Annotated in this window: 20 protein-coding genes and 1 riboswitch; of the genes, 4 read left to right on the forward strand and 16 right to left on the reverse strand. The window is 52.4% G+C overall.

Annotated elements, in window-relative coordinates; translation table 11 throughout:
• Nucleotides 1–39: 39 nt before the first annotated feature.
• The gene (locus ACFOLF_RS10395) at nt 40–657 is read right to left on the reverse strand and encodes a DedA family protein (protein WP_210038309.1); all 618 of its coding nucleotides are present in this window, start codon (nt 655–657) and stop codon (nt 40–42) included.
• A 163-nt stretch (nt 658–820) separates the two neighbouring features.
• On the opposite strand from ACFOLF_RS10395, the gene ACFOLF_RS10400 reads away from it, so the two are divergent.
• Together ACFOLF_RS10400 and ACFOLF_RS10405 are read left to right on the forward strand one after the other, a co-directional pair.
• Complete coding sequence (locus ACFOLF_RS10400) at nt 821–1,267, forward strand: cupredoxin domain-containing protein (protein ID WP_210038308.1); 447 nt, start codon at nt 821–823, stop codon at nt 1,265–1,267.
• 62 nt (nt 1,268–1,329) lie between these two features.
• Nucleotides 1,330–1,641 carry a dehydrogenase gene (locus ACFOLF_RS10405; RefSeq protein ID WP_210038307.1) on the forward strand — a complete coding sequence of 104 codons (312 nt, stop codon included), beginning with the start codon at nt 1,330–1,332 and terminating at the stop codon, nt 1,639–1,641.
• Between the two features lie 173 nt (nt 1,642–1,814).
• Here ACFOLF_RS10405 and ACFOLF_RS10410 read toward each other — a convergent pair whose 3' ends face one another.
• From ACFOLF_RS10410 to yyaC, 9 genes are all read right to left on the reverse strand, one after another.
• Nucleotides 1,815–2,171, reverse strand: coding sequence for a hypothetical protein (locus tag ACFOLF_RS10410; protein ID WP_210038306.1), 357 nt, complete (start codon nt 2,169–2,171; stop codon nt 1,815–1,817).
• Nucleotides 2,172–2,247: 76 nt separating this feature from the next.
• Complete coding sequence (locus ACFOLF_RS10415; protein WP_210038305.1) at nt 2,248–4,455, reverse strand: O-antigen ligase family protein; 2,208 nt, start codon at nt 4,453–4,455, stop codon at nt 2,248–2,250.
• Nucleotides 4,456–4,652: 197 nt separating this feature from the next.
• Nucleotides 4,653–5,372 (reverse strand): PilZ domain-containing protein, encoded by a 720-nt coding sequence (locus tag ACFOLF_RS10420; protein ID WP_210038304.1) that lies wholly within the window; start codon nt 5,370–5,372, stop codon nt 4,653–4,655.
• 137 nt (nt 5,373–5,509) lie between these two features.
• Nucleotides 5,510–5,602: riboswitch (cyclic di-GMP riboswitch) on the reverse strand.
• A gap of 27 nt (nt 5,603–5,629) precedes the next feature.
• Nucleotides 5,630–6,712 (reverse strand): HD-GYP domain-containing protein, encoded by a 1,083-nt coding sequence (locus ACFOLF_RS10425; RefSeq protein ID WP_210038303.1) that lies wholly within the window; start codon nt 6,710–6,712, stop codon nt 5,630–5,632.
• A 487-nt stretch (nt 6,713–7,199) separates the two neighbouring features.
• On the reverse strand, nt 7,200–8,855 hold the full coding sequence (locus ACFOLF_RS10430; protein ID WP_379114089.1) for a histidine kinase N-terminal 7TM domain-containing diguanylate cyclase: 1,656 nt from the start codon (nt 8,853–8,855) through the stop codon (nt 7,200–7,202).
• A gap of 132 nt (nt 8,856–8,987) precedes the next feature.
• Nucleotides 8,988–10,169: a class I SAM-dependent methyltransferase gene (locus ACFOLF_RS10435; RefSeq protein WP_210038301.1), complete on the reverse strand. Its 1,182-nt coding sequence runs from the start codon at nt 10,167–10,169 to the stop codon at nt 8,988–8,990.
• A 6-nt stretch (nt 10,170–10,175) separates the two neighbouring features.
• Entirely contained in the window at nt 10,176–10,841 is a 666-nt protein-coding gene (locus ACFOLF_RS10440; protein ID WP_210038300.1) for a DUF6483 family protein, read from the reverse strand.
• Nucleotides 10,842–10,868: 27 nt separating this feature from the next.
• A complete protein-coding gene (locus ACFOLF_RS10445) occupies nt 10,869–11,711 on the reverse strand; it encodes an alpha/beta fold hydrolase (protein WP_210038299.1) in 843 nt (280 codons plus the stop codon).
• Between the two features lie 54 nt (nt 11,712–11,765).
• Nucleotides 11,766–12,356 carry a spore protease YyaC gene (yyaC, locus tag ACFOLF_RS10450; RefSeq protein WP_379113937.1) on the reverse strand — a complete coding sequence of 197 codons (591 nt, stop codon included), beginning with the start codon at nt 12,354–12,356 and terminating at the stop codon, nt 11,766–11,768.
• Nucleotides 12,357–12,546: 190 nt separating this feature from the next.
• Between yyaC and ACFOLF_RS10455 the strand changes: the two genes are divergently transcribed.
• Complete coding sequence (locus ACFOLF_RS10455; RefSeq protein ID WP_210038298.1) at nt 12,547–12,774, forward strand: DUF1128 domain-containing protein; 228 nt, start codon at nt 12,547–12,549, stop codon at nt 12,772–12,774.
• A gap of 91 nt (nt 12,775–12,865) precedes the next feature.
• Here ACFOLF_RS10455 and ACFOLF_RS10460 read toward each other — a convergent pair whose 3' ends face one another.
• The 4 genes from ACFOLF_RS10460 to ACFOLF_RS10475 all read right to left on the reverse strand — a co-directional run bounded on the left by ACFOLF_RS10460 (nt 12,866) and on the right by ACFOLF_RS10475 (nt 17,583).
• Complete coding sequence (locus tag ACFOLF_RS10460; protein WP_210038297.1) at nt 12,866–13,342, reverse strand: hypothetical protein; 477 nt, start codon at nt 13,340–13,342, stop codon at nt 12,866–12,868.
• Nucleotides 13,343–13,568: 226 nt separating this feature from the next.
• The gene (locus tag ACFOLF_RS10465; protein WP_210038296.1) at nt 13,569–15,146 is read right to left on the reverse strand and encodes a UDP-glucose--hexose-1-phosphate uridylyltransferase; all 1,578 of its coding nucleotides are present in this window, start codon (nt 15,144–15,146) and stop codon (nt 13,569–13,571) included.
• 184 nt (nt 15,147–15,330) lie between these two features.
• On the reverse strand, nt 15,331–16,317 hold the full coding sequence (gene galE / locus ACFOLF_RS10470) for a UDP-glucose 4-epimerase GalE (protein ID WP_210038295.1): 987 nt from the start codon (nt 16,315–16,317) through the stop codon (nt 15,331–15,333).
• Between the two features lie 93 nt (nt 16,318–16,410).
• Complete coding sequence (locus tag ACFOLF_RS10475; protein WP_210038294.1) at nt 16,411–17,583, reverse strand: galactokinase; 1,173 nt, start codon at nt 17,581–17,583, stop codon at nt 16,411–16,413.
• Between the two features lie 422 nt (nt 17,584–18,005).
• Here ACFOLF_RS10475 and ACFOLF_RS10480 point away from each other — a divergent pair, with 422 nt between their 5' ends.
• Nucleotides 18,006–18,863 carry an AraC family transcriptional regulator gene (locus tag ACFOLF_RS10480; RefSeq protein ID WP_210038293.1) on the forward strand — a complete coding sequence of 286 codons (858 nt, stop codon included), beginning with the start codon at nt 18,006–18,008 and terminating at the stop codon, nt 18,861–18,863.
• A gap of 191 nt (nt 18,864–19,054) precedes the next feature.
• Here the strand turns inward: ACFOLF_RS10480 and ACFOLF_RS10485 are convergent, their stop codons facing one another.
• The gene (locus ACFOLF_RS10485; RefSeq protein WP_210038292.1) at nt 19,055–20,140 is read right to left on the reverse strand and encodes an AI-2E family transporter; all 1,086 of its coding nucleotides are present in this window, start codon (nt 20,138–20,140) and stop codon (nt 19,055–19,057) included.
• A 105-nt stretch (nt 20,141–20,245) separates the two neighbouring features.
• Nucleotides 20,246–20,641 carry a general stress protein gene (locus ACFOLF_RS10490; RefSeq protein ID WP_210038291.1) on the reverse strand — a complete coding sequence of 132 codons (396 nt, stop codon included), beginning with the start codon at nt 20,639–20,641 and terminating at the stop codon, nt 20,246–20,248.
• Nucleotides 20,642–20,652 lie beyond the last annotated feature (11 nt).

The following is a 20,652-nucleotide window of genomic DNA, read 5'->3' on the forward strand; positions in this document are numbered from 1 at the left end:
GCAGCCTAATTATACCAAACCGGCATGCCAAACTACAAACTAAACGGACTTGCCGCGTCCTTTCAGCACCTTAACCATCACATAAATAACCAGGACCGCAAGGGCAATCAGAAGTGCCGGCTGGACATAAGGGGCTGCTTTCTCATCAATGTTCTCCCACTGGTCGCCCAGCTTCCAGCCCAGATAAACAAACAGAAGCGACCATGGAATCGAAGCAAGTGCCGTCAGCAGCGTAAACAGCCAGAAATTCATCCTCGCCATTCCCGCCGGAATGGAGATAGCTTGACGCATAATGGGGACGAATCTTGCGGTGAACACAATTCCGGACCCGTATTTGTTAAACCACCCTTCCGCGGTATCCAGATGCTTGGGTTTGATTTTTATGTATTTGCCGTATTTCTCGAAGAAAGGACGTCCGGCGTACCGGCCAATCGCATACAGAATCCACTGCTGCACAATAGCGCCGATGACGCCAAAAATAACGGCCCCAAGAAACGTAATCTGATGTCCGCCAGCATCCGAAACCAAATAACCGCCGTAAGCAAGCACAATTTCACTCGGAATAACTTCAATTGCAAGACCAATGACGATACCAAAATAACCTAAACCTTGAATCCATTGAAGCATTGAATCAATGAAGTTGTGAATCCAGTCCATTCCTCGTCTCCTATCGTCCCGATTTGACAGGCCAATTATCTTTCTATCGGTATTCTAGCATACTTCCAGACATGCCTCCAGCGCCCTGAGTCATGCTCTGACAAGCCCTGGCATAGACTAGCTGTAATCCTATTACACGAATTAAAGGGGGTGAATGTTTCATATGTCCAAGATTTATGTGGTCAGCAAAAAGCAGATCCGTCTGTTCGCCGTTCTGCTGCTCGTCCTCTTTATCGCGGCAGCTTGTCTCAAATGGAATCAATCCAGAGCCGCTTTGGCCGCGCAGCCGGAGCCCCGGGTCTTTGAACTGGTAACAGGAGAGTTTGAGTCCACAACGGGTGAAGGCAAGAAAATAGAAGTATACCGCTGGGATCCCGGCACTATTATCGTGAATAAAGGCGATCACGTTGAGCTGCGCATCACCGGTATCAACGGCGCCTCGCATCCTTTTGTCATCGAAGGGCTTGGCATTAAAGGCGAGGTTACACAAGGAAAAACGACGGTGGTCCGTTTCGCCGCGGAAGCCAAGGGCACTTATCCGATTATATGCCTCACACACACCACCTTGGTGCACGGGGGTCCGATGGTTGGCTATATCGTCATTCAATAATGGCGTGTGACAGGTCATACCGGGCATGCATATATAGGGGGTAGAGAGGAGTCGATTATTCGATGAAATCGTCTACCCCGGGCAACCAGGCGGGTTATCCGACCGCCCGCAAAATCAGGCGCGCCTGCGAGAATGAGCTGTATCGCACAGTCAAAAGACTCGGCGTCTGGATATCCAAGGAACGCATCGAGCAAGCGGAAAAGATCTATTTCAAAAAAGTCGCGCTGAATCTGCCCTGGATTCACGAGAATGCCAGCAACCGGAAGATCCTCGCCGACTGGTGGGACGACAACGTCAGCGCCGAAATCGCGGAGCTGTGGGAGATTCCCCCTGCTAAGCTGAAAGCCGCTTTCCGCGATGCCTTCGGCGGCTGAGCTTCTCGTATTATGCTGCAGATCAGGCGGCTGCTGTATGATCTTTTGAGCAAAGGCGATAGCTTTCGAGGAACATCGTAAACATCTGTCTAAATTAAATTCTGCAAAAAAAGAAGCTGCCCTGGAGTCTTCGGAAGACTTGGGGCAGCCTCTTTGCTGCGCACGGCCGGACCTTAGCCAATAACGGCAAAGGTTTCAACCCGGGCGGGAATCGTGCGGACGCGGAACAGCAGCCCGATCGGACTAAACACTTGAAGCGTGTAGCTCACATTTGTCAGCGTGTTGATGTTATTGAATCGAACGACCCCAAAGCGGTCGAAGGCTGCTGTGGAAACAATCCGGTTGTTGCGGATCAATCGCGCAAAGAATCCGGTCGTATTGAAAGGCACGCCGCTGCCCTGAACCCAGACAACCGTCAGCCGGTTGAAGATTGGTCCTGTTGCTTGAGCCAGACCTTTGGGCTTTGCCAAGCGTACGATTTTCCCCTTGCCCGGTCTTTTCATTTTCGGTTTGACGTATACTGCGGCCATTTGCCGATCACTCCCATCAAGTTCTTACTCCAGCGTATGCTGCAGCAGCTTAAGGGAATGGGCTAAAGCGCCTCTATCACGCGTTTATCTTTTCTGTCTGCGGACTGCTCATCTTCGTCTGTGCAGCGGTTCTGGCCCGGGCGAGCTCGCTTAGCAGCAGCCGTGTATCTTCCGCTGCCTTCCGCGATTCCGCAGTGACTTCGAAATCCCGCCCTCCCCGTCTGGCTGCGGCTCCTTGGGATTCAAAAGCCTCGAAGAAAGCCAGGGCTGTAGCTGCGGCAAGGCGGGAATCGTCAAGCTGGCCCCCGGCCTGCTTATCCCGGGCCAATCGGGCCATCGTCATAATCGCCCCTGTCTGGTTATCCCGATCGTAATGATCATATTGCAGGGCCAGGCGCAGATAGGCTGCTGCTTGTTTCACGTTCCCCAGCCTGGCATGGCAAAGACCAAGGGCGCTGAGCAGCGGTACGGACTGCGGTTCATAGCGCAGGCCGGCCTCCAGCTGTCTTGCGCCGGTAAGCGGCGGTACGAGCTGCGAGAGCTCTACACGAATCCGGCTCCAATAGGGATTGGCTGCCAAAGCCCGTTCCAGCAGCGCAGTCTGCTCATTCCCTGCGGCCGAAGCAGCCGCCTCGCGATACGCCACAGCCTTGTCAAACTGCCAGCTATACGCGGAAGCAAAAGCAAAGACGGCAGCGGTCAGCAGGGCTGCTGTGAATTGGAATCCAGCCTGCCGCTTCGCTGCTGCCCTTTTGCCGAGGGAGACCGATCTTGGCGGAAGCTGTCCGGAGCGTGGAGAAGCAAATAACGATTGCCCCCTCTGCGCGGCCCCCGGGTACGGACTGTAGTAGACGAGCCAGCTAAACAGAAGCAGCCAATAGTAACCGAAGGACATGTCAAAATCGACGGCGGCATGAACCATCAGTAGGCCGACAGGGAGGATTCCTGCCCGATCATGCCTCCAAACTATCCGCAGCAGCCCGTACATCATGAAAGCAAATACGAGTAATCCGACAATTCCAAGATCAAGCAGCAGATCCAAATAACCGCTGTGCACTTCGTTGCCAATATACGGGTAGGTTTGGATTTGGGTAAACAGCATCCGCCAGGTATCCCCGCCCTGACCAAGGAGAGGCGCCTCCAGAAATAGGCTCCATGCATCCTTGTAGAACATCGTACGCGCGCCTGCGGTTTGAAAATGACCGCTGCTGATCCGGCCTTGAATCACTGCCGGCAGGAGAAGCGCCATAATCAGACAGGCTGCCCCCAACCCGGCCCACGCGGCAATCTCAAGCTGTCTTCTGGACAGGCCGGCAAATACCGTACGAAGTGCGGTGAAGCCCGCTGCAGATGCCATCAGGATGGCAAGCAGCCCAAGCGTCTCCCCCATGTGGCCAACGCCTTCATGACTGCCTTGCAGACCTGCGGCAAAAACAATACGATAGGCTGCCCCCGCTCCAACAAGCGTCCAGCCGCTGTAAACCAGCCATTTGACCCGCTGCTCCCGGGTCAGGAGCAGCAGTCCGGCAAGCCATCCCACAGCCGTTGTAAGCCAGGCTGCCCTGGATTCCGTAAGCAGCAGCACGAGCATCAGCGGCGCGGCCATCATGACGGCAAGCAAGAAAGTCCGATAACTGCCTGCACGTATCATGAGAAGCCAGTTCCACAGCAAATAAGCTCCCGAGACGGCTCCGAGGAAATTCGGATACTGAACGAAGCCGGCCAGCCGGGCACCGACTGCGGATAAACTGGAATCCCCTGTACTCAGGATCATCTCCGGAACGTCTATCCAGCCGAGCCATCCGGCAAGCGCGCCGCCAATGAGGAACAAGCCTGAACCCTGAAGCGCCATGAACAGCCAGCTCCGGAAAGGGCCGATTCTCAGCCACAGATACCCGGATATGAGGAATGCCCCATAAGCCGACCATCTGAGCAACTGCTCCAGAGTTCCATGTACGGAAGCCGGTTTGTTGATTAGACTCAATCCAAACAAAAGCGCAATAAGCAGCGGCGTATAAGCCGCCAGCGGCACCGAGGCCCGCACAGGCTCTTCTCCAGGCCCTTTATTTTTTTTCACCATGAAATATTCACAGATCCCGCTGCTGCTGCCCCTTGTCATTCGTCTCTGCATTCGAGTCGTAATACACAAGGATAAAACGGTTGAAGCCATAAGCATCCATTCCCACCTGTAAAAGGATGCGTCAAAAAACATTCCATTCCGGTATGCGGACCAAATCAGCAGCCCGGTAAACATCAGCCCGGCAGCACCAACAACGACTGGCATTTGAATCCCCTCTTCTATTTCTCTTTATAATTGTCCGATATATCTAAATTTTCTAAATATTGTAACATGTTTGAGGATGATTTGAAAATCAGGTGACATGGAGCTGCTGCCTGAAGCAGCAAGAAGAGTTTATTTTCTTATCTTTGAACAAAAAAACAGGCGCTCCACGATTGCCGCGGCGCACCTGTTGTTTATAGTTAATGAGTCCGATTGTCACTGGCCTTTTCTTGTTTCCTGCGATAATAGGCTGCGACCTGCTCCCTCAGGATAAAGGCCCGCAGCGCTCGCTGCTGCAGCCCGTCCAGATCGCAAAAGCGAGCACCATAGAAGGATTGGGCTCCATCGCTGTCATAGCGTATGATCTCCAGCCAGCATGGCAGCTCAAAACCTAGAGACAACACGGCTTCCAGACGCTCATTCGTCTTTAGCCTCGGCCCCTCGGCAACAATGAATCCCAGCCCGGATAAGCTTATATTTCGTATGGCCAGTTCCATATCTTCAATAAATTCGAAGTTTTCCGGCCCTGTTGACAATTCTCTTGTTTCAATAATTGTTTTCTTCATGGTGCCCTTATGGTCAATCTGAACACGGGGCGACTCCCGTTTCTCTTCCAGTCCGCTCAAGGCCCGGACAGGAAATATAACTGCGATAGATCCTTCCGCCTTGCCGATGACCGTCGACTGCAGACGTTGTATCCCCACCGGAGAGTAGATTGTCATCTCCACCGGATTACCGAGATCAAATGACTTGTATTCCGTCATTTCAATCTCCATCATCTCGCCTTCAATATGGCTCAGGATCCCCGTTGAGACATATCCTTCTTTCTCGACTACGGTCCGGCTGTGGATTAATACCTTATCTGAGTAAGTTTGCTTTGCTTTCGTGTATAATTCCTTGCTGCGGGCATTCGTGCTCATAAGTACCATCTCCTTAGTGTGCAATCGCCTGGCCGAGTCTTGAGAGTTTGATAAGGGATTGCCTGTTCAAGGAAATGAAAAAAGCCGTTCCTCTGCCTCGGAGCCGCTTGACTTGCACCCTGCTGAAGGGTGTTCATTTCGGCAGCCAGGCTGTCAGTCGCTCCTTTTCAAGAACCTTAGACCCTTTAGCTTTGCGTCCTTGCCTTTCGGCAAGTTTGCCATTATCGGATATATATGAAGTTAGGTACAGGCTATTCTTACATTTCTTCCACGATCATGATACTGTGCGAATCCTTAAGGTCAATCTGATAGGGCTGGGCAGGAGGTGTACCGTCCGACTCGCGAAGTATCCGTACGATCGGGCGGTTGACCGCAAGCGGATTATTCAGAGCCACAACCGCAATCTGACCCGAGCTGAGCAGTACCGTTGTCGATACCGGATAAATGGATATATGCTTGCAAAAGGTTTGGATCAAATCAAGATCGAAGAAAGTGTTCCCGGCCGCGAATAAAAACTCGATGGCTTCCGTCGGCGTATGACGCTTGCGGTGCGGCCTCGGCGAGGTTAACGCATCATAAACATCGGCCAATGCCACAATCTGCGCATATTCATGAATGGCATCCCCCTTCAGCCCACGCGGGTAACCCGATCCATTGTACCGCTCGTGATGCTGAAAAGCACAATGCGCGGACAACAGGGAAATATCGTGCTGGGCGCGGATAATATTGAAGCCATCCTCCGTATGCTTCTCCATCAGGACCCGCTCTTCAGGGGTCAGCGGGGAGGTCTTGTTCAGAAGATCCTTGGGCAATCTTGTCATCCCGATATCGAACAGAAGCGCTCCCATGCCTAATTCCTCAAGCTGGTTGCGGTTGTAGCCTTTAGCCAGTCCCATTATTCCTGACAGTATTGCCACATTCACAGAATGCTGGAACAGATAGCCATCCGCCACTTGAATATTCGTCAAGCTGACCATAACGTCGGCCCGCGTAACCAGATCCTGCATGATCTGGCCAAACACATTCCGGAACGTCCGGCCCATCTCCGGTGCAATGGTTCTGCCCTTGGTCATAGGATGGTCCTTCAGCGTGGTCATGGTTTTGAATACAGCATCGTGGGCTTTTCTGCGCGTATCGTCGCGGATCGCTGTTTCCGGCTCCAGATCCTCGGTAAACGGATCTTCGACGAACAGCATATCGACTCCCAGCATCTTCAGGCGATTGATAAACCGTTCATTCAGCTCGACACCGACACCCAGAAGAATGTTGCCATTTTCCTGCAGGATCGGGCGAGCCAATTTATCTCCAGGCTTCGCCGAAAGTATATGTACTTTTCTCATCTGAGCATTCCCGCCTTTAGTCCGGTTGCATATTTGATCAAGCTTGCATCGCTGCCAGTTCGGCAGCACGCAGTTTGTGTAATTGCTTATCGGCGTATATCCTGTTGTCTGCGATTTGCACAAGCATATTCAAGTCGCTCCCGTGGTCGGGAAAGTTGGCGCTTCCGACAGAGACGAAAGAGCCTCAATCCTGTCGATAGGGTAAGCTTGTGCAGTTGTTCATGAGCTGGCGAATGACAGCTTCAATCAGTTTATCATCTGAATCAGGACAAATCATTATAAATTCGTCCACGGCTCATCAGGCGGCCATGCTTTGAGCCCAGAAAGCATGCCTGCTGCCGGAAGGGTAAAAGCGGCATATGCCGCTGCGTTTGTCTAGATTGGCACCACCTCGCCCGACATGCCGGCAGACCATTCGCACAGTGTGTCAGCACGACCGCCCTGCAGCAAAAACGCCCTTCACAGCACATACGGCTGCCTGCCTTGTCTAATACTGAACAATCCGGTTGCGGCCGTTCTCCTTCGCTTCGTAAAGCGCCTTGTCCACCTTGACGAACAGCTCGCGCAGATAAGACTTGCTATCCTTCAATTCAGTATCCGGCTGCGGCTCAACGGCAAGCATGCCTATACTGATTGTAATGGAAACAGGAGCGTTCCCGACTCCGGTATCGACAAAGTTATGCTCAACAACCGACCGTACGCGGTGCGCCAGCTCTTCCGCCTGCTGCCTGGTGGTGTGGGGCAAGTAGACCGTGAACTCCTCCCCGCCGTAGCGGGCGAAAATATCCGTTTGTCTGAGCGTACTGCGCACCACGTCCGCCGTCAACTTGAGAACATCATCGCCGACCATATGACCGTATGCGTCGTTGATCGTCTTGAACAGATCGATATCAAACAACAGGATCGCATAAGGAATCTGATAGCGCATGTTGACCATGACCTCATGCTCCAGCTGCTGCATCAGATATCTCCGGTTGTAGCAGCCCGTCAAGCCATCGATAATGGCCATTTGCTCCAGCTTCCGGTTGGCCTGGTACAATTCATCCTGCATAAGAAGCAGCGCGCGGTTTCTCTCCTGCAGCGCTTCATTCTGACGGCTGGTTTCTTCAATAAGCCTTCTCAGCTCTGTATGGTCCTGCAGCGTGATCACTCTTCCAATGATTTGCTGTTTAACAACAATAGGGGCGACATGTAAGGCAATATAGGCCATTCTGCCTTCCTCCGGCACTTCAATCTCGGTATGAACGCGCTCTTCAGGATGCAGACGGTACATCTCCAGAAAAGCTTCGGTCTTCTCACGGTCTTCCACTGACTGCAGAAGCTTGTCCATATCGAGCCTTGTACCGACTGAAAGCTGGAAAACGGGACTCACCACGCTGTTGAGATCAATCACAACATTCTGCTCGTCCAGCACAATAATACCGACAGACAGCGTATCGGCAACATCTTTTTGAGCGATATTCACGATATCGAACATACGGTGCTTTTGAATGGAGAATACAAAATAAATGTCCGCAATTACAATTCCGAGCGACGTTAAGCCCGGGATAACGGGAAGCCATTTTGCAAGCACAACATTGAGCAGCAGATCGAGCAGGGTAAAGCAGACAAAAACCCCAATACCGGTCAGGGCATTTGCAATCTGCGCACGGTCCGATGGCGGCGCGTCTGATTGGTAAGCACGGGTCAATAGCTTCATCGAGTACATAAAATAGGAAATCAGCATAACGATCATCAACCAGAATATCAAGCCGTACTGCCGGTCGTCATAACGTCCGTCAACGGCAGCAATGAACCAGTCATTTGGATTCCAGATAATCCCGACCACTACAAATACAGACGGAAGCAGCATCATCAGAAGCACGTAGGGTCTGGGCGCGAATCCGTGATTCGTCAAATATTTGGTGAAGAGCAGCCATCCAAAGCCTAGCATGGACAAGCCGACAAACGAGACATTGATGCATATGAGCTGAAGATGAGGGTTGTCTGTCGTGTGGACTGCGATTTGGCCAAGCGGCCAAATCATCATGGAGAAGTGGAAAAACAAATATACTCTATGCAGTTGAGTGATAACGTTGTTGGCGATTACATAGACAAATAAGATGAAAAGCACGACAAAAAAAACAAAATCAAGCCATGTCATCAGTCCCACTATTATTCACCCAATCATAAGATTATTATGAAAAATGGCCCGGGACCTGCCACGCTCTCCCATTCTACCATAATCTACATTTATACGACAATAAATTAGTGCCCCTGTACGATGAGAGTCTGTTTATGTCTCCAGTTCCTTATAAATCCGGGGCAATAGCGCCCTCTCCAGGTAGGGTGACAGCTGGAGCATGTCCCGGAATGTTTCATATTCGCGCCACTTCTTCGCAGAATCCGTTTTGGGACCTGCAGCGGCACGAATCAGCATGTTTTTGGGCGTATGCTCCGGATCGATGAATTCCAGCATCTGCACCTTGTATCCCAGAACCTCCAATAGCTGGGCACGAACGGCATCTGTGGCAAGCGCTGTGAACCGTTCCTTCAGCAAGCCATGGGACAACAAAGGGGCCAGGGCATCATTCTTCACCTGTTTGAACAGCTCATGCTGGCAGCATGGGACGCTGAGAATAACTGAGGCTCCCCATTCCACGGCCTTGACAAGCGCCGCATCGGTAGCCGTATCGCAGGCATGCAGGGTAACCACCATATCAACCGCCGACTGGTCGTTATACTCCGCGATATCGCCAACCTGAAAATGCAGCCGGTCATACCCGAGCTTGTGCGCAAGCCCGGAGCAGAAGGCGATTACATCCTCTTTCAAATCCAGCCCCACCACCGAAATCCGGCGCTGCTGCCGGATCGCCAGCAAGTGGTAGAGGGCGAACGTCAAATAGGATTTGCCGCAGCCAAAATCAACGATTTTGATCTCTCTATCCGCAGGCAAAGACGGCAAAACATCGCTCACCATCTCCAAAAACCGGTTGATTTGACGGAACTTGTCCTGCTTCTTCGGAATAACCTGCCCATCCCGGGTCATGATGCCCAGCTCCACGAGGAAAGGCGCCGCATCTCCCTCCCGGACAACCCGCTGCTTGGTCCGGTTATGGTCCATCCGTTCCTGACCGGCCTTGGCCGTCGGGGGCTTGACCAGCTTCGCCGCTTTGCCCTTCTTGTTGAACAGCACTTGAACATCGGCTCCGGCGGTCTTGAACAGCGCCTGGCGGTAATGCTGCTCCAGCCACTCGCCCATCCGCTTCGCAGCTTCCTCCCGGGGCACATTATCATGCGTGACCTTGGAAGGAAAGTGATATTCAAACTGATAAAAAAGCGCGCCTTTCAGTTCAATGGGACGCACTGTCGTCTTCTGCGGAGCAGTCCCGTCCTTGCGGCGCAGCTGGCTGTATGAAGCCTGTAGCAGCTCTCCGCTTTCTATCCATTTGACCAGATCTTCCTGCCAATTATCCATGACTTTCTATTCAGCTCCTAAACCAACTTCTCGATTCATGACCGATCTTTGTCCATCCTTTACCTCGTCACGCGGCAATCCGCCTGCCTCAAGCAGCTCATCCGGAAGCAGCAGCAGTCTTTGATAGAAAGACAAAGCTTCCTCCGCAGACAAAGCGCCATCCTCCAGCAGCTCATACATCATGTTCTCCGCCTGATCATATCGTTTGTCCGCATCATGCCACTCATATATCAGCGCTTTCGTTTCCTCCGGCAATTCGTAGGCGTCAAGCTTGGGAAGAAGCTCCAACGCTTCTTCAGAAGGCGTCCGCGGCATCGGAGGCGAATCCAGCAGCGACAGGCGCATAAAGAGCTGCAGCGCTTTGAGCCTTACGGGATAGCTCTTCTCCGGAAGCCCCTGTTCGTCGTATATAGCCGCTTCTTCCTTCATCAATAGAGCAATAGCATGCAGGTTCGCCGTCTCTACAACCCCGTTGGTCGTCATGATGCGGAGCAGATCCGAATCCGATAAGGAGCGGATCAGCCTGCCGTTGAGCCGAAACTGCTTGTCGAGCATATCGTCGATGATCAGCAGCGCTTCCTCCGGCTTGCCTTCTCTGCGCAGACCCATCACCTGCCTGGCGACATCCGTCATCTGTTCAATCATCCGCATAAAAAAATCCCTTTGAAACATGGCCGTCCACTCTCCTCATATTAAGGCTTACAGCGTAGATACAAAGCGGATAAAAGCGGAGATGCGGTCTCCCATCATATTCGGCTCTTCGATCATTCCCATATGACCGGAATTGTTCAGCAGAACCTGGGAGACACTCGGCCCTTCAGCCGTAAAAGTATTTTCAGTCGGAATGACGCCGTCTTCGGAGCCTGCGATCAGCAAGCACGGGATCGTCATCTGATCCAGCAATTCGCGTTTGTCTTCACGCACCTTCATCCCTCTTGCCGCAGCCGCAGCGCCCGCAGCGGAAGTCGCAGCGCCCACTTCAATCATCTGCAAAATACGGTCGGCCATGGATTCACGATGCTTCGGAGCAAACAGCTTGGGGACGAGCCCCTCAGCAAAAGCTTTGATGCCATCAGTTTGAATGGTTTGCACTGCCTTGTTACGGTTTTGCCTTGCCGCTTCTCCATCCGCCATGGCGGTAGAATGAACCAGGCTGAAGGATTGAAGCATCTCGGCGTGCCGCTCCGCAAAAGCCAAGGATATATAACCGCCCAGAGAGTGTCCGAACAGGCAGATCCGTTTGATCTCCAGTTGTTCCAGGAGCGAGTGCAGATCCCCGGCGAAGTCGTCCATCAGGTAAATGTCCCCGCCCGGAGCCGAGCTTCTTCCGTGGCCCCGAAGATCAGGCGCGATAATCCGCCCTAGTCCCGCAAGCTTCGGAATGATAGGCTCCCAGTAGGCCGAGCTGCCGCAAAATCCGTGCAGCAATACGATAGCTGGATCAGCAGGCATGAGATTTCCTTCTTCTCCTGTATCGTAATAGCCCAGCTTCACGCCTCCCGGCAGGTCAGCGGAATGATTTGCTAATGACAAAGCCGCCATGATAATCCATCCTCTCCGTTATATAGTTGTATGATTTATCTTCATCTGAAAAATTCAGACATAATCCGTCAAAACTCCGCTCTCCGCCGATTCCCGATTCCAGGCGGCATGGATGGCTTCCGCGACAGCGCGGGCCATTCCCATAACCTCAAAAAGCGAGGCCTGCTGAAGGCTCGAATACGGTTTTATACTCATCGGAGCCACAATGCAGCCCAGGCTGTAATCCCCTATGGGAGGCAGGCTTCTTCCGGCAGCCCTGCCGGGCAGCAGAGGACCGCGGGCGATCAAATAATGGCATCGCGGATCCATTGTCCCTAGACACGCATCGATCGCGACAACCGTCCGATGGCTGGGAATGCCCGCTACAGCCGCCTCGTAGTGATTGGCGTCGCAGGGATTTTCCAGTGTTCCAATGACAAAAGGCCAGCCTTGTTCGCTCAGCATCGTGCCCACCCATGGACCAAAGGAGTCGCCTGTTGAGCGGTCTGTTCCAATACAGACAAAAACCATCTGGCTGCGTACGGGATGCCGCTTTGCGATGTCCGCAAAAAACTCGGCTGCTCCCCGAATGTCGACCTTGTCCCTGTGCGGCTGTTCCTCATTGAAAGTCTTACGTAATTTGGCACGCTTGACCACGAAAGCCACACCTTACCTTTCCTTGCTTTACCCGGTTTTTCCTGATTATGATCTGCCGCCAAGCTTGTCGGATACCGCGGCAGATACCGGTTCTCTAATTGTATCTAAATCCGGCCGATGCATCAAACGCTGTAGCGGTCATTCTTATCTCATGATACAATACGTACAGCCATTATGGTCTTCCGGGAGGAGAGTAGCAATGAGAGACTTGAACGAACCGACGCAAGAAAATGTTGAGTATATGATAGAAACGGTAAAAACCAAGCTGCGGATGGCGTCCGGAGCCGCTATGCAGGCATCCCATTTCAAAATAGACTACTATGAGGATATCAAGGACATTTATGATGTAGTTGCCAGCAAAGACAAGTTCAGCATCAGCGAAGTCGAGGCCCTAGTCTCGGAACTTGGCAGGCTGCGGGGCAAATAACGCAAAATAGAACCATAAAATTACAATTGTCGACATAGTTTTCCAAAAAATAAACCAAAGCCCCTACCTGGCTTCGGTTTATTTTTTATCTCTATTCCCCTCTGTCGAGCGTTTCCTCGTCCGGATGCCGGGAATCATTATCGGCTCTTGATGCTGCTTTTATCGATAAGCTGACCGTAATTTCCTTGTTCTCGCCCTTCAGAAAATGAGCCAGCCTCTCCAGCTTGTCGGCAAGCTCAGGACCGCTCAAGGTCACATTCAGCTCATACCCGAACTGATCCGCCGGCGCGGTTCTATCAATCACCGTATAGACGGGAGGGGCGTACATGTCAGACGGGGTACGCGAGTTCAGCATCTGCTCCGGCGAAAATTTGTCTGATTTGTTAACCACGCGCTCATAGATCCGCAGCTTCTTGAGCAGCATGTAATATTGAGCGGAATGCTTGAAGCCCCAGGCATCTCTGATATCCTTCAAGTTATAATCCAGCTTCCACTGCTTTAATTTCTCTACCTGCTCGTCTGTCGTCAAAGCTAAAAAGTCATCCAATGGCATTATAGATAAAGGCATAAAAAATTTCCCCCTTGTTCGGATAGATGTGCAACTAAATATATTTTCGCCATAAATATTAATTTCCCTTTATAAATTATAAAAAAATACCATATATTTTTTTATTCTCGAACCTGATAAATATCATTGGTTTTCGGATGTCTCATGTAACGAAGAATAACCCGCAAGCCTGAGTTAAGGGGGCTTACGGGTTATTTTCGGATTTTCTTACCTGCAGGAAGCCGTTTTACCGGGCGGTCAATCCAAGCGACAGCAAAAATGCAGCGAATGAGCGCTGCCCATGATCCGTCCGTTTGAACACACCCGCGTCAATCAGCACATCCTTGAATTTGCGTCCAACCTCATCGTGCAGGAGGCTCACTGCCTGCTCATGGGTCAAGCTGGTGCCATGCTCAGCGATCAGCGCATCGACCCAGTGGCAGTGCTTGTCGAGCGAGCCTGTTTCGACTGCAGCTTTATCGTATGAAACACTGCCTGTGAGCAGGCCCGTTATTTCTTCCAGCTCGGATTTGAGCCGGCCCGGAAGGATGGCGAGCCCCATAACCTCAATCAAGCCAATGTTTTCTTTCTTGATATGATGCAATTCCTGATGCGGGTGGAAAATCCCGTCGGGATACGCCTCGCTCGTTCTGTTGTTGCGCAGCACCAGATCCAGCTCATACTGGCCATTATCACGCAATCGCGCAATCGGGGTAATCGTGTTGTGCGGGATCCTCTCTCCGTTGATGTCCGAGAAAGCCAGCACATCCGCGTCCGGATCGCTGTACATTTTCCACGCATCCAATACCCGGCCGGCGGCCTGAAGAACATCCTTCTTGCTGCCGCCATGAATGCGCAGCACCGACATCGGCCAATTCACAATCCCGAAGCTCAGCTCCTCAGCCGAAGGGTCCGCAAACTCGGTCTCCACCTTCGCGGTCTCCATAGGGAATACATGCCTGCCCGCCTGAAAATGATCATGGTTCAAAATGGATCCTCCGACAATCGGCAGGTCGGCATTTGAGCCAATGAAGTAATGGGGAAACGAGTCGACAAAATCCAGCAGCCTTGCGAAGGTTTCACGCGTTATCCGCATCGGTACGTGCTTGCTGTTGAAAACGATGCTGTGCTCATTGTAATAGACATACGGGGAATATTGAAAATACCATTCTTCTCCCGTAAGCTCAAGCGGGATAACCCGCAGATTCTGCCGTGCGGGATGGTCGGCGCGCCCGGCATAGCCGATATTCTCCGCGCAAAGCAGGCACTTCGGATATTTGCTTGGCGCTATGGTCTTGAGCATAGCGATTTCCTTCGGATCCTTCTCGGGCTTGGAGAGGTTGACCGTAATCTCGAGCTCGCCATATTCCGTAGTCTGCTTCCAGTATTGATTTTTGCGAATGCGGTCCATCCGGATGTAATTGGAATCGATATTCAACTGATAGAACGTATCGGTAGCCTTGAAGATGCCCTCGCTTGCCGCCTGCCGGCCGAAACGGCCCGCGGTCTCCGCCGGTCTCGACATCAGCAGCCCCATAATTCGCGCATCAAGAAGATCGCGGAATGTGGTCGTGTTATCCGCAATCAGGCCAATTGAAGCCCCGTAGCTGAGCAGCGGCTCCAGCAGCTCGAGCGCACTCTCCAGCTGTTCTTCAGGCACCTCGCCTTCATAGGCTTCGGAGAAGCCAAACAATTCAAGCAAGGCATTGCGTGAATAATAAACATCCAGAGGCTCAATAAGACCGCGCTGCCGGGCAAACTGCACCAATCTTTCAATAAGGAGAAGCGCTTCGCCGCCATCCTGCGTTTGATCATATTCTGTCATTGATAATGCTCCTTTAATCTCGGTATTTTCCAGTGTAAGAAGAAGCGGCACTCGCCGTAATCCGGCGCTTGCAGATTACTTTCTTCCGAATCGGTAAGCAAAATATAGAAAAAAACGTTGGCATGCTTATAGTTGGAAATAAAGCACGCCCCTCGAAGGCGTGCTCCATTCCCATTTCTGCTTCTTAATCGTTATAGCCGTGCGGATTGGCCTTATGCCAGGCCCATGCGCTGCCGATAATATCCTCAAGCTTATTGCGGGTCGGATTCCAGCCAAGCTCCCTGCGTGCGCGGTCGGACGAAGCGACAAGCACGGCAGGGTCGCCCGCACGACGCGCTTCCACTACGGCCGGTATTTCCTTGCCGGTCACCTGCCTGGCGATATCGATCACCTGTTTGACAGAGAAGCCCGTGCCATTGCCCAGGTTGTATACTGCGCTGTCTCCTCCCTTGCGAAGCTTCTCCACTGCCAATACGTGGGCGTCCGCAAGATCGCTGACATGGATGTAATCCCGCACGCAGGTGCCGTCTTCTGTTGCATAGTCTTCGCCAAAAACAGAGATATGAGGACGCTGGCCCAGCGCAACCTGGAGGACAACAGGAATCAAATGCGTCTCGGGATCATGATCCTCGCCGATTTTGCCGCTGGCATGCGCGCCAGCCGCGTTGAAATATCGGAGCGAAACGAATTTGAGCCCATGGGCGACATCGAACCACTTCATCATTTTCTCCATCGCAAGCTTCGTCTCTCCGTATGCATTGGTGGGAAGCGTGCGGTCATGCTCGTCAATCGGTACGTTCTCGGGCTCCCCATAAGTGGCTGCTGTCGACGAGAAGACAATTTTCCTGACACCGTATTGGTTCATCTTCTCCAGCAGACACAAGGTGCCGTAGACGTTATTATGATAGTATTTGCCCGGGTCCTTCATGCTCTCGCCGACAAGAGAATTGGCGGCAAAATGAATGACTGCATCGATCTTGTTTTCCTTGAATACCGTATCCAGAAAGTCCGCATCGCGCAGGTCGCCTGCGTACAGCTTGCCGCCGAGTAAAGACTCCTTATGTCCCTGCTGCAGATTGTCCACAATTACAATTTCCTCGCCGCGTTCCTGCAGTGCGGCCACCGCATGGGAGCCGATGTAACCCGCTCCTCCTGTAACTAAAACTGCCATGCTCAAGCCCTCCTCTAAAAAAATTTTGTGACGAAGGAGCCGGACTGCGCTGCTTCGCAAACATGCCTTTTGCTATGGGAAGGCCATGGGGGATCAGCTCAATTGCTCCACGCCATTGCCGATTTTGCACACATAGAAGTCCGCTTCCAACCCGGTCGCAGCCGTATATTGGCGGCTAACCTCCGCCTTGAACCGCTCGATGCTGTCCTCGTGCACCAGGGAGACTGTGCAGCCTCCGAAGCCAGCGCCAGTCATCCGCGAGCCAAGAACGCCAGGAACAGTGCGCGCCGCAGCCACCATGGCGTCCAGTTCTTCGCCCGTCACTTCATACAAATCGCGAAGCGAATCATGCGATTGATTCATCAGCTGACCGAATGCTGCGAGGTCGTTATTCTTCAGAACGGTGATGGAGCGGATAACGCGGTCGATCTCCTCCACGACATGCTGAGCCCTGCGCCGTACCGTGTCGTCCTCAATCAGATGCTTGGTGCGGTTGAAATCCTCAAGCGAAATTTGGCCGAGCAGCGTAAGTTCCGGAAAAGCGGTCCTTAAGTCCTGCACCGCCTGCTCGCATTGGCTGCGGCGCTCATTATATTTGGAATCGACCAGTCCCCGGCGTTTGTTCGTGTTGCCGATAACGAGCCGGTAGCTTCCGGAATCAAAAGGAACCAGATCATATTCAAGGGTGTCGCACATCAGCAGGATGGCATGATCCTTCTTCCCGTTGGCGACGGCGAACTGATCCATGATTCCGCATTGGACACCATTGAATTCATTTTCGGATTTTTGCGCCAGAAGGGCGATTTTCACCGTATCGACCGGGTAGCCGCCCATAGTCAACAGCGCAAACGCCGTCACGACTTCGATCGAGGCTGATGAGGACAAGCCCGCACCGTTCGGGATTTCACCGTGGAACAGCAGGTCAAAGCCCGTCTCGAACGTCCTGCCCTGCTGCTGCAGCTCATGGACGATCCCCTTGGGATAATTCATCCAGTCGTCCGCCTCGTCATAGACAATCGGCTCGATCGGCAGATGCTTATGGTCGGGAAAATTCGTTGTCGCAAGGCCGAGCAGCTTGTCGCTGCGCTTGCGGATCAGCAGCGTTGTGCCGAAGGTCAGCGCTGCCGGAAACACGTAGCCTCCATTATAGTCGGTATGCTCGCCAATCAGGTTCACCCGTCCCGGCGCATGAAAAATGTGAATGCTCTCAGCCGAATCCTTGTATAATTCCAGAAATCGTTGTGTCAGCTCTTGAAGGTCAGCCATTATCACACCACTTTCCTTTGCATGTTTGTTTTTAGGATTTGTATAGGAACAGTATAACGGAATGTGCCGTTGAACAAAATGGCTTGATGTGAAGTAAGCATGGAGAAATGTGACTTTGTTGCGGAATAGCCAAGCACGCTATGTATTCTGGCGGTACCGGCGCCGGGTTTGACGAATCCTGCCTTTGTCACCCGAATCGCCTGTTGCCTTCTTTATTTGTTCTCTCCCATCTATATTCCCTCTGCTGCCGCCAATCCCTTCGGAAATGGGTGCGTTAACGAATATTTTACTTGTCTTTGGGGGATTTTCGGTAAGGACCGTCGAATTAATCATCACCGCAATTATCGGTTGGAAGAAACGCCGCTGAAGATATTAGCATTTTTAGCTTGATTATATCTGCTACAATCGGGAGGTTTCCATAAATGGCGCGACAAGTGAGTTACACCGTTGTCTCCAATCCGGTGCCAAGCGAGCAAAGTGAATTGTATGTGCTGTTTGCCGGGGAAAGCCAGACCAAGCCCGCCCACCGCATCGGGCCGAAGGTGTACAGCTTTTATCTCATGCATCATGTATTGTCAGGGTCGGGTACCTTTCATTGCGCAGGCGGCGTATTTGAAATCAGGCAGGGACAAACCTTCCTCATTCCCCCGGAGCAGCTGATCAGCTATGAGGCAAGCGAGCAGGATCCGTGGCGGTACCGGTGGATTGCCTTTAATGGCGGGCAGGCGGCGGAGCTTGCGGAGTCGGCCGGGCTGACCATTGCCCGGCCGGTTATCGATACGGGGGCAAACAAGCGCATTGGCGTACTGTTCCGCAGTATAGACCGGACCTTCCGCCAGGGCGGCGGTGCGGCTCATTTGCGTTCGATCGGCTACCTTCATCTGTTATTCGCGGAATTCAGCACTGCAGCAGATCTGCTCCACGACCGGCAGCCAGGCTCCGCTCATGAGAGCGAATCGATTACCCAGCAGCTGATCCGTTATTTATCCGCCCAATACGCCGAGCCGGTCTCGATCCAGCGGATGGCCGAGACGATGGGGTATAACCGGGCTTATCTGTCACGCGTATTCAAACAGCATACCGGCATGACCCCCGTTACGTTCCTGCTCAAGCTTCGGCTGGATAAAGCGCGCCAGCTGCTGCGCGAGCGGCAGGAGCTGACGACCCAGCAGATCGCCGCTTCCGTCGGCCTTCAGGACCCGCTGTATTTCTCCAAGCAGTTCCGGCGCTTCTACGGGCTCTCGCCCAGCGCTTACCGCGAGGAGATGCGCCGGGTGTAGGGCTGCCCGGACAATAATCCGGGTTCAAGGAAAACGGAACGGTCCTTGATCGGAGATACGTCCAATATCCGAAGTCGGATTTGACTTCCATTGTGGAAGCAGCAGAGCTAACAAAGCCGGAGCTTATTTCCAACAAGGAGAGACGAGTGAGGGGATACGAGCCTGGGAAGTCGGGTAAATTGCTCCCTCTTCTACTCTACCAGCTCTTCCACTTTTTCCGCAAAAAACAACCGGTAGACGCGCACCACAATGATTTTGACCACCATATACAGCGGGATAGCGAGAATGGCGCCAAGTATGCCTGATATTTCCACCGCCACGAGCAGGATCACAATGGTCGTTAACGGATGCATATCCAGCCTTTTTCCGTAAATATGCGGAGACAGGAGATTCCCTTCGACCTGCTGTGCGATCAGAACGACAATCAGCACCCAGACGACCATCATCGGCGAATCGGTGAGCGCGACCATCACGCAAGGGACAAGCCCGAGTATCGGTCCGATGTAGGGGATGATATTGAGAATGGTGGCGATGATCGCGATCAGCAGGGAATAGGGCAGCCCGATAAGCAGAAAGCCGATATACATCATAATGCCCAGCAGGAAGGTTATAATCATCCGTCCTACGATGAATCCGCTTAGCGCGGCATCTATTTCGTCAAGCACTTCTCTTCCGTCGCGGCTGTACCGTCCCGGCACCAGATGAAGAACCGATCGGGGTATCGCTTCGCTCTCCTTGAGCATGTAATACAAAATAATCGGAGCGGTCGCAACGACAACAACGAAATTGGTAATAAACGCGATGATGTCGGTCACATAGTTGGACGCCGTCGTAATCGCTTCATTCAGATAATCCGAAATCCGGGTCGACATGTCGGTCTGGCTGTTCGAGCTGACCAGCAAGACGATGCGGTTCTGCTGCCACCGGGAGATCTGCTCCTTCAGCCCCTCGATGAGCCTGGGCGTACTCTCGATAAAAGTGTTGATCTGAAGCACGAGCGTCGGCCAAACGACCAGCCATACCAGAGCCAGAACCACTGTCAACCCCAAGTAAACAAGCAAAATCGCCAGGATTTTACTCATCCGCCGATCCGCCAAATAATGAACAATTGGCCGGAGCAAATAATAGAAGAAACCGGCAAGCATGAAAGGGACTATCAGAATATTGACCATTTTAATCAAGGGTATGAAAATAAAGCTGTCCATCGCTATCAAATAAATGATGATCAGCAGCGCAATCGTACCCAAACAAAATCGAAAAAACCGGCTTTGCAGCATGCCGTCCCTTCCCCCCGCGTCCTTATTATGTATGAAAAAGTAGACCGTTCCCCTTGCGAACGGTCTACTGCAATGTGTATGTCTCGTAAGCTATGAAGCTTGAAATCAGATCAAGAGCGGCGGAAAATAAACGATATTGGGATCATAATCATTATCGTCATACTGGTTGCCGCCCCATGCGATAACCACAATCCGGTCGTTGTCCATCTCCTCTTCCAGCCGTTCCGCTTCCTCTTTGCTGATTCCCATTGACCGCAGCTTGGCCCGAAGCTCCGCTCCACGCGAGCGAAAAATATTGGCAAAGGCTGTATCCAGCCCTTCCTCTGCAACGCCAATCTCGTCCGCATCGGTAGATGCCGCAATCCGTTTGTTCCGCTCCTTGTCGTGAGTCAGCACGTAGAGATGATCCTTGTCGTAACCACGCGTTTTGTAGCGCTCCAATTGCTCCCTCGCCTGCTGGATATTGTCGACTGTATGAACGTTAGTCACTTGAATCTCCATCGTTCATTCCT

Source organism: Paenibacillus sepulcri (genome assembly GCF_042647105.1).
Lineage (GTDB): Bacteria > Bacillota > Bacilli > Paenibacillales > Paenibacillaceae > Paenibacillus_Z > Paenibacillus_Z sepulcri.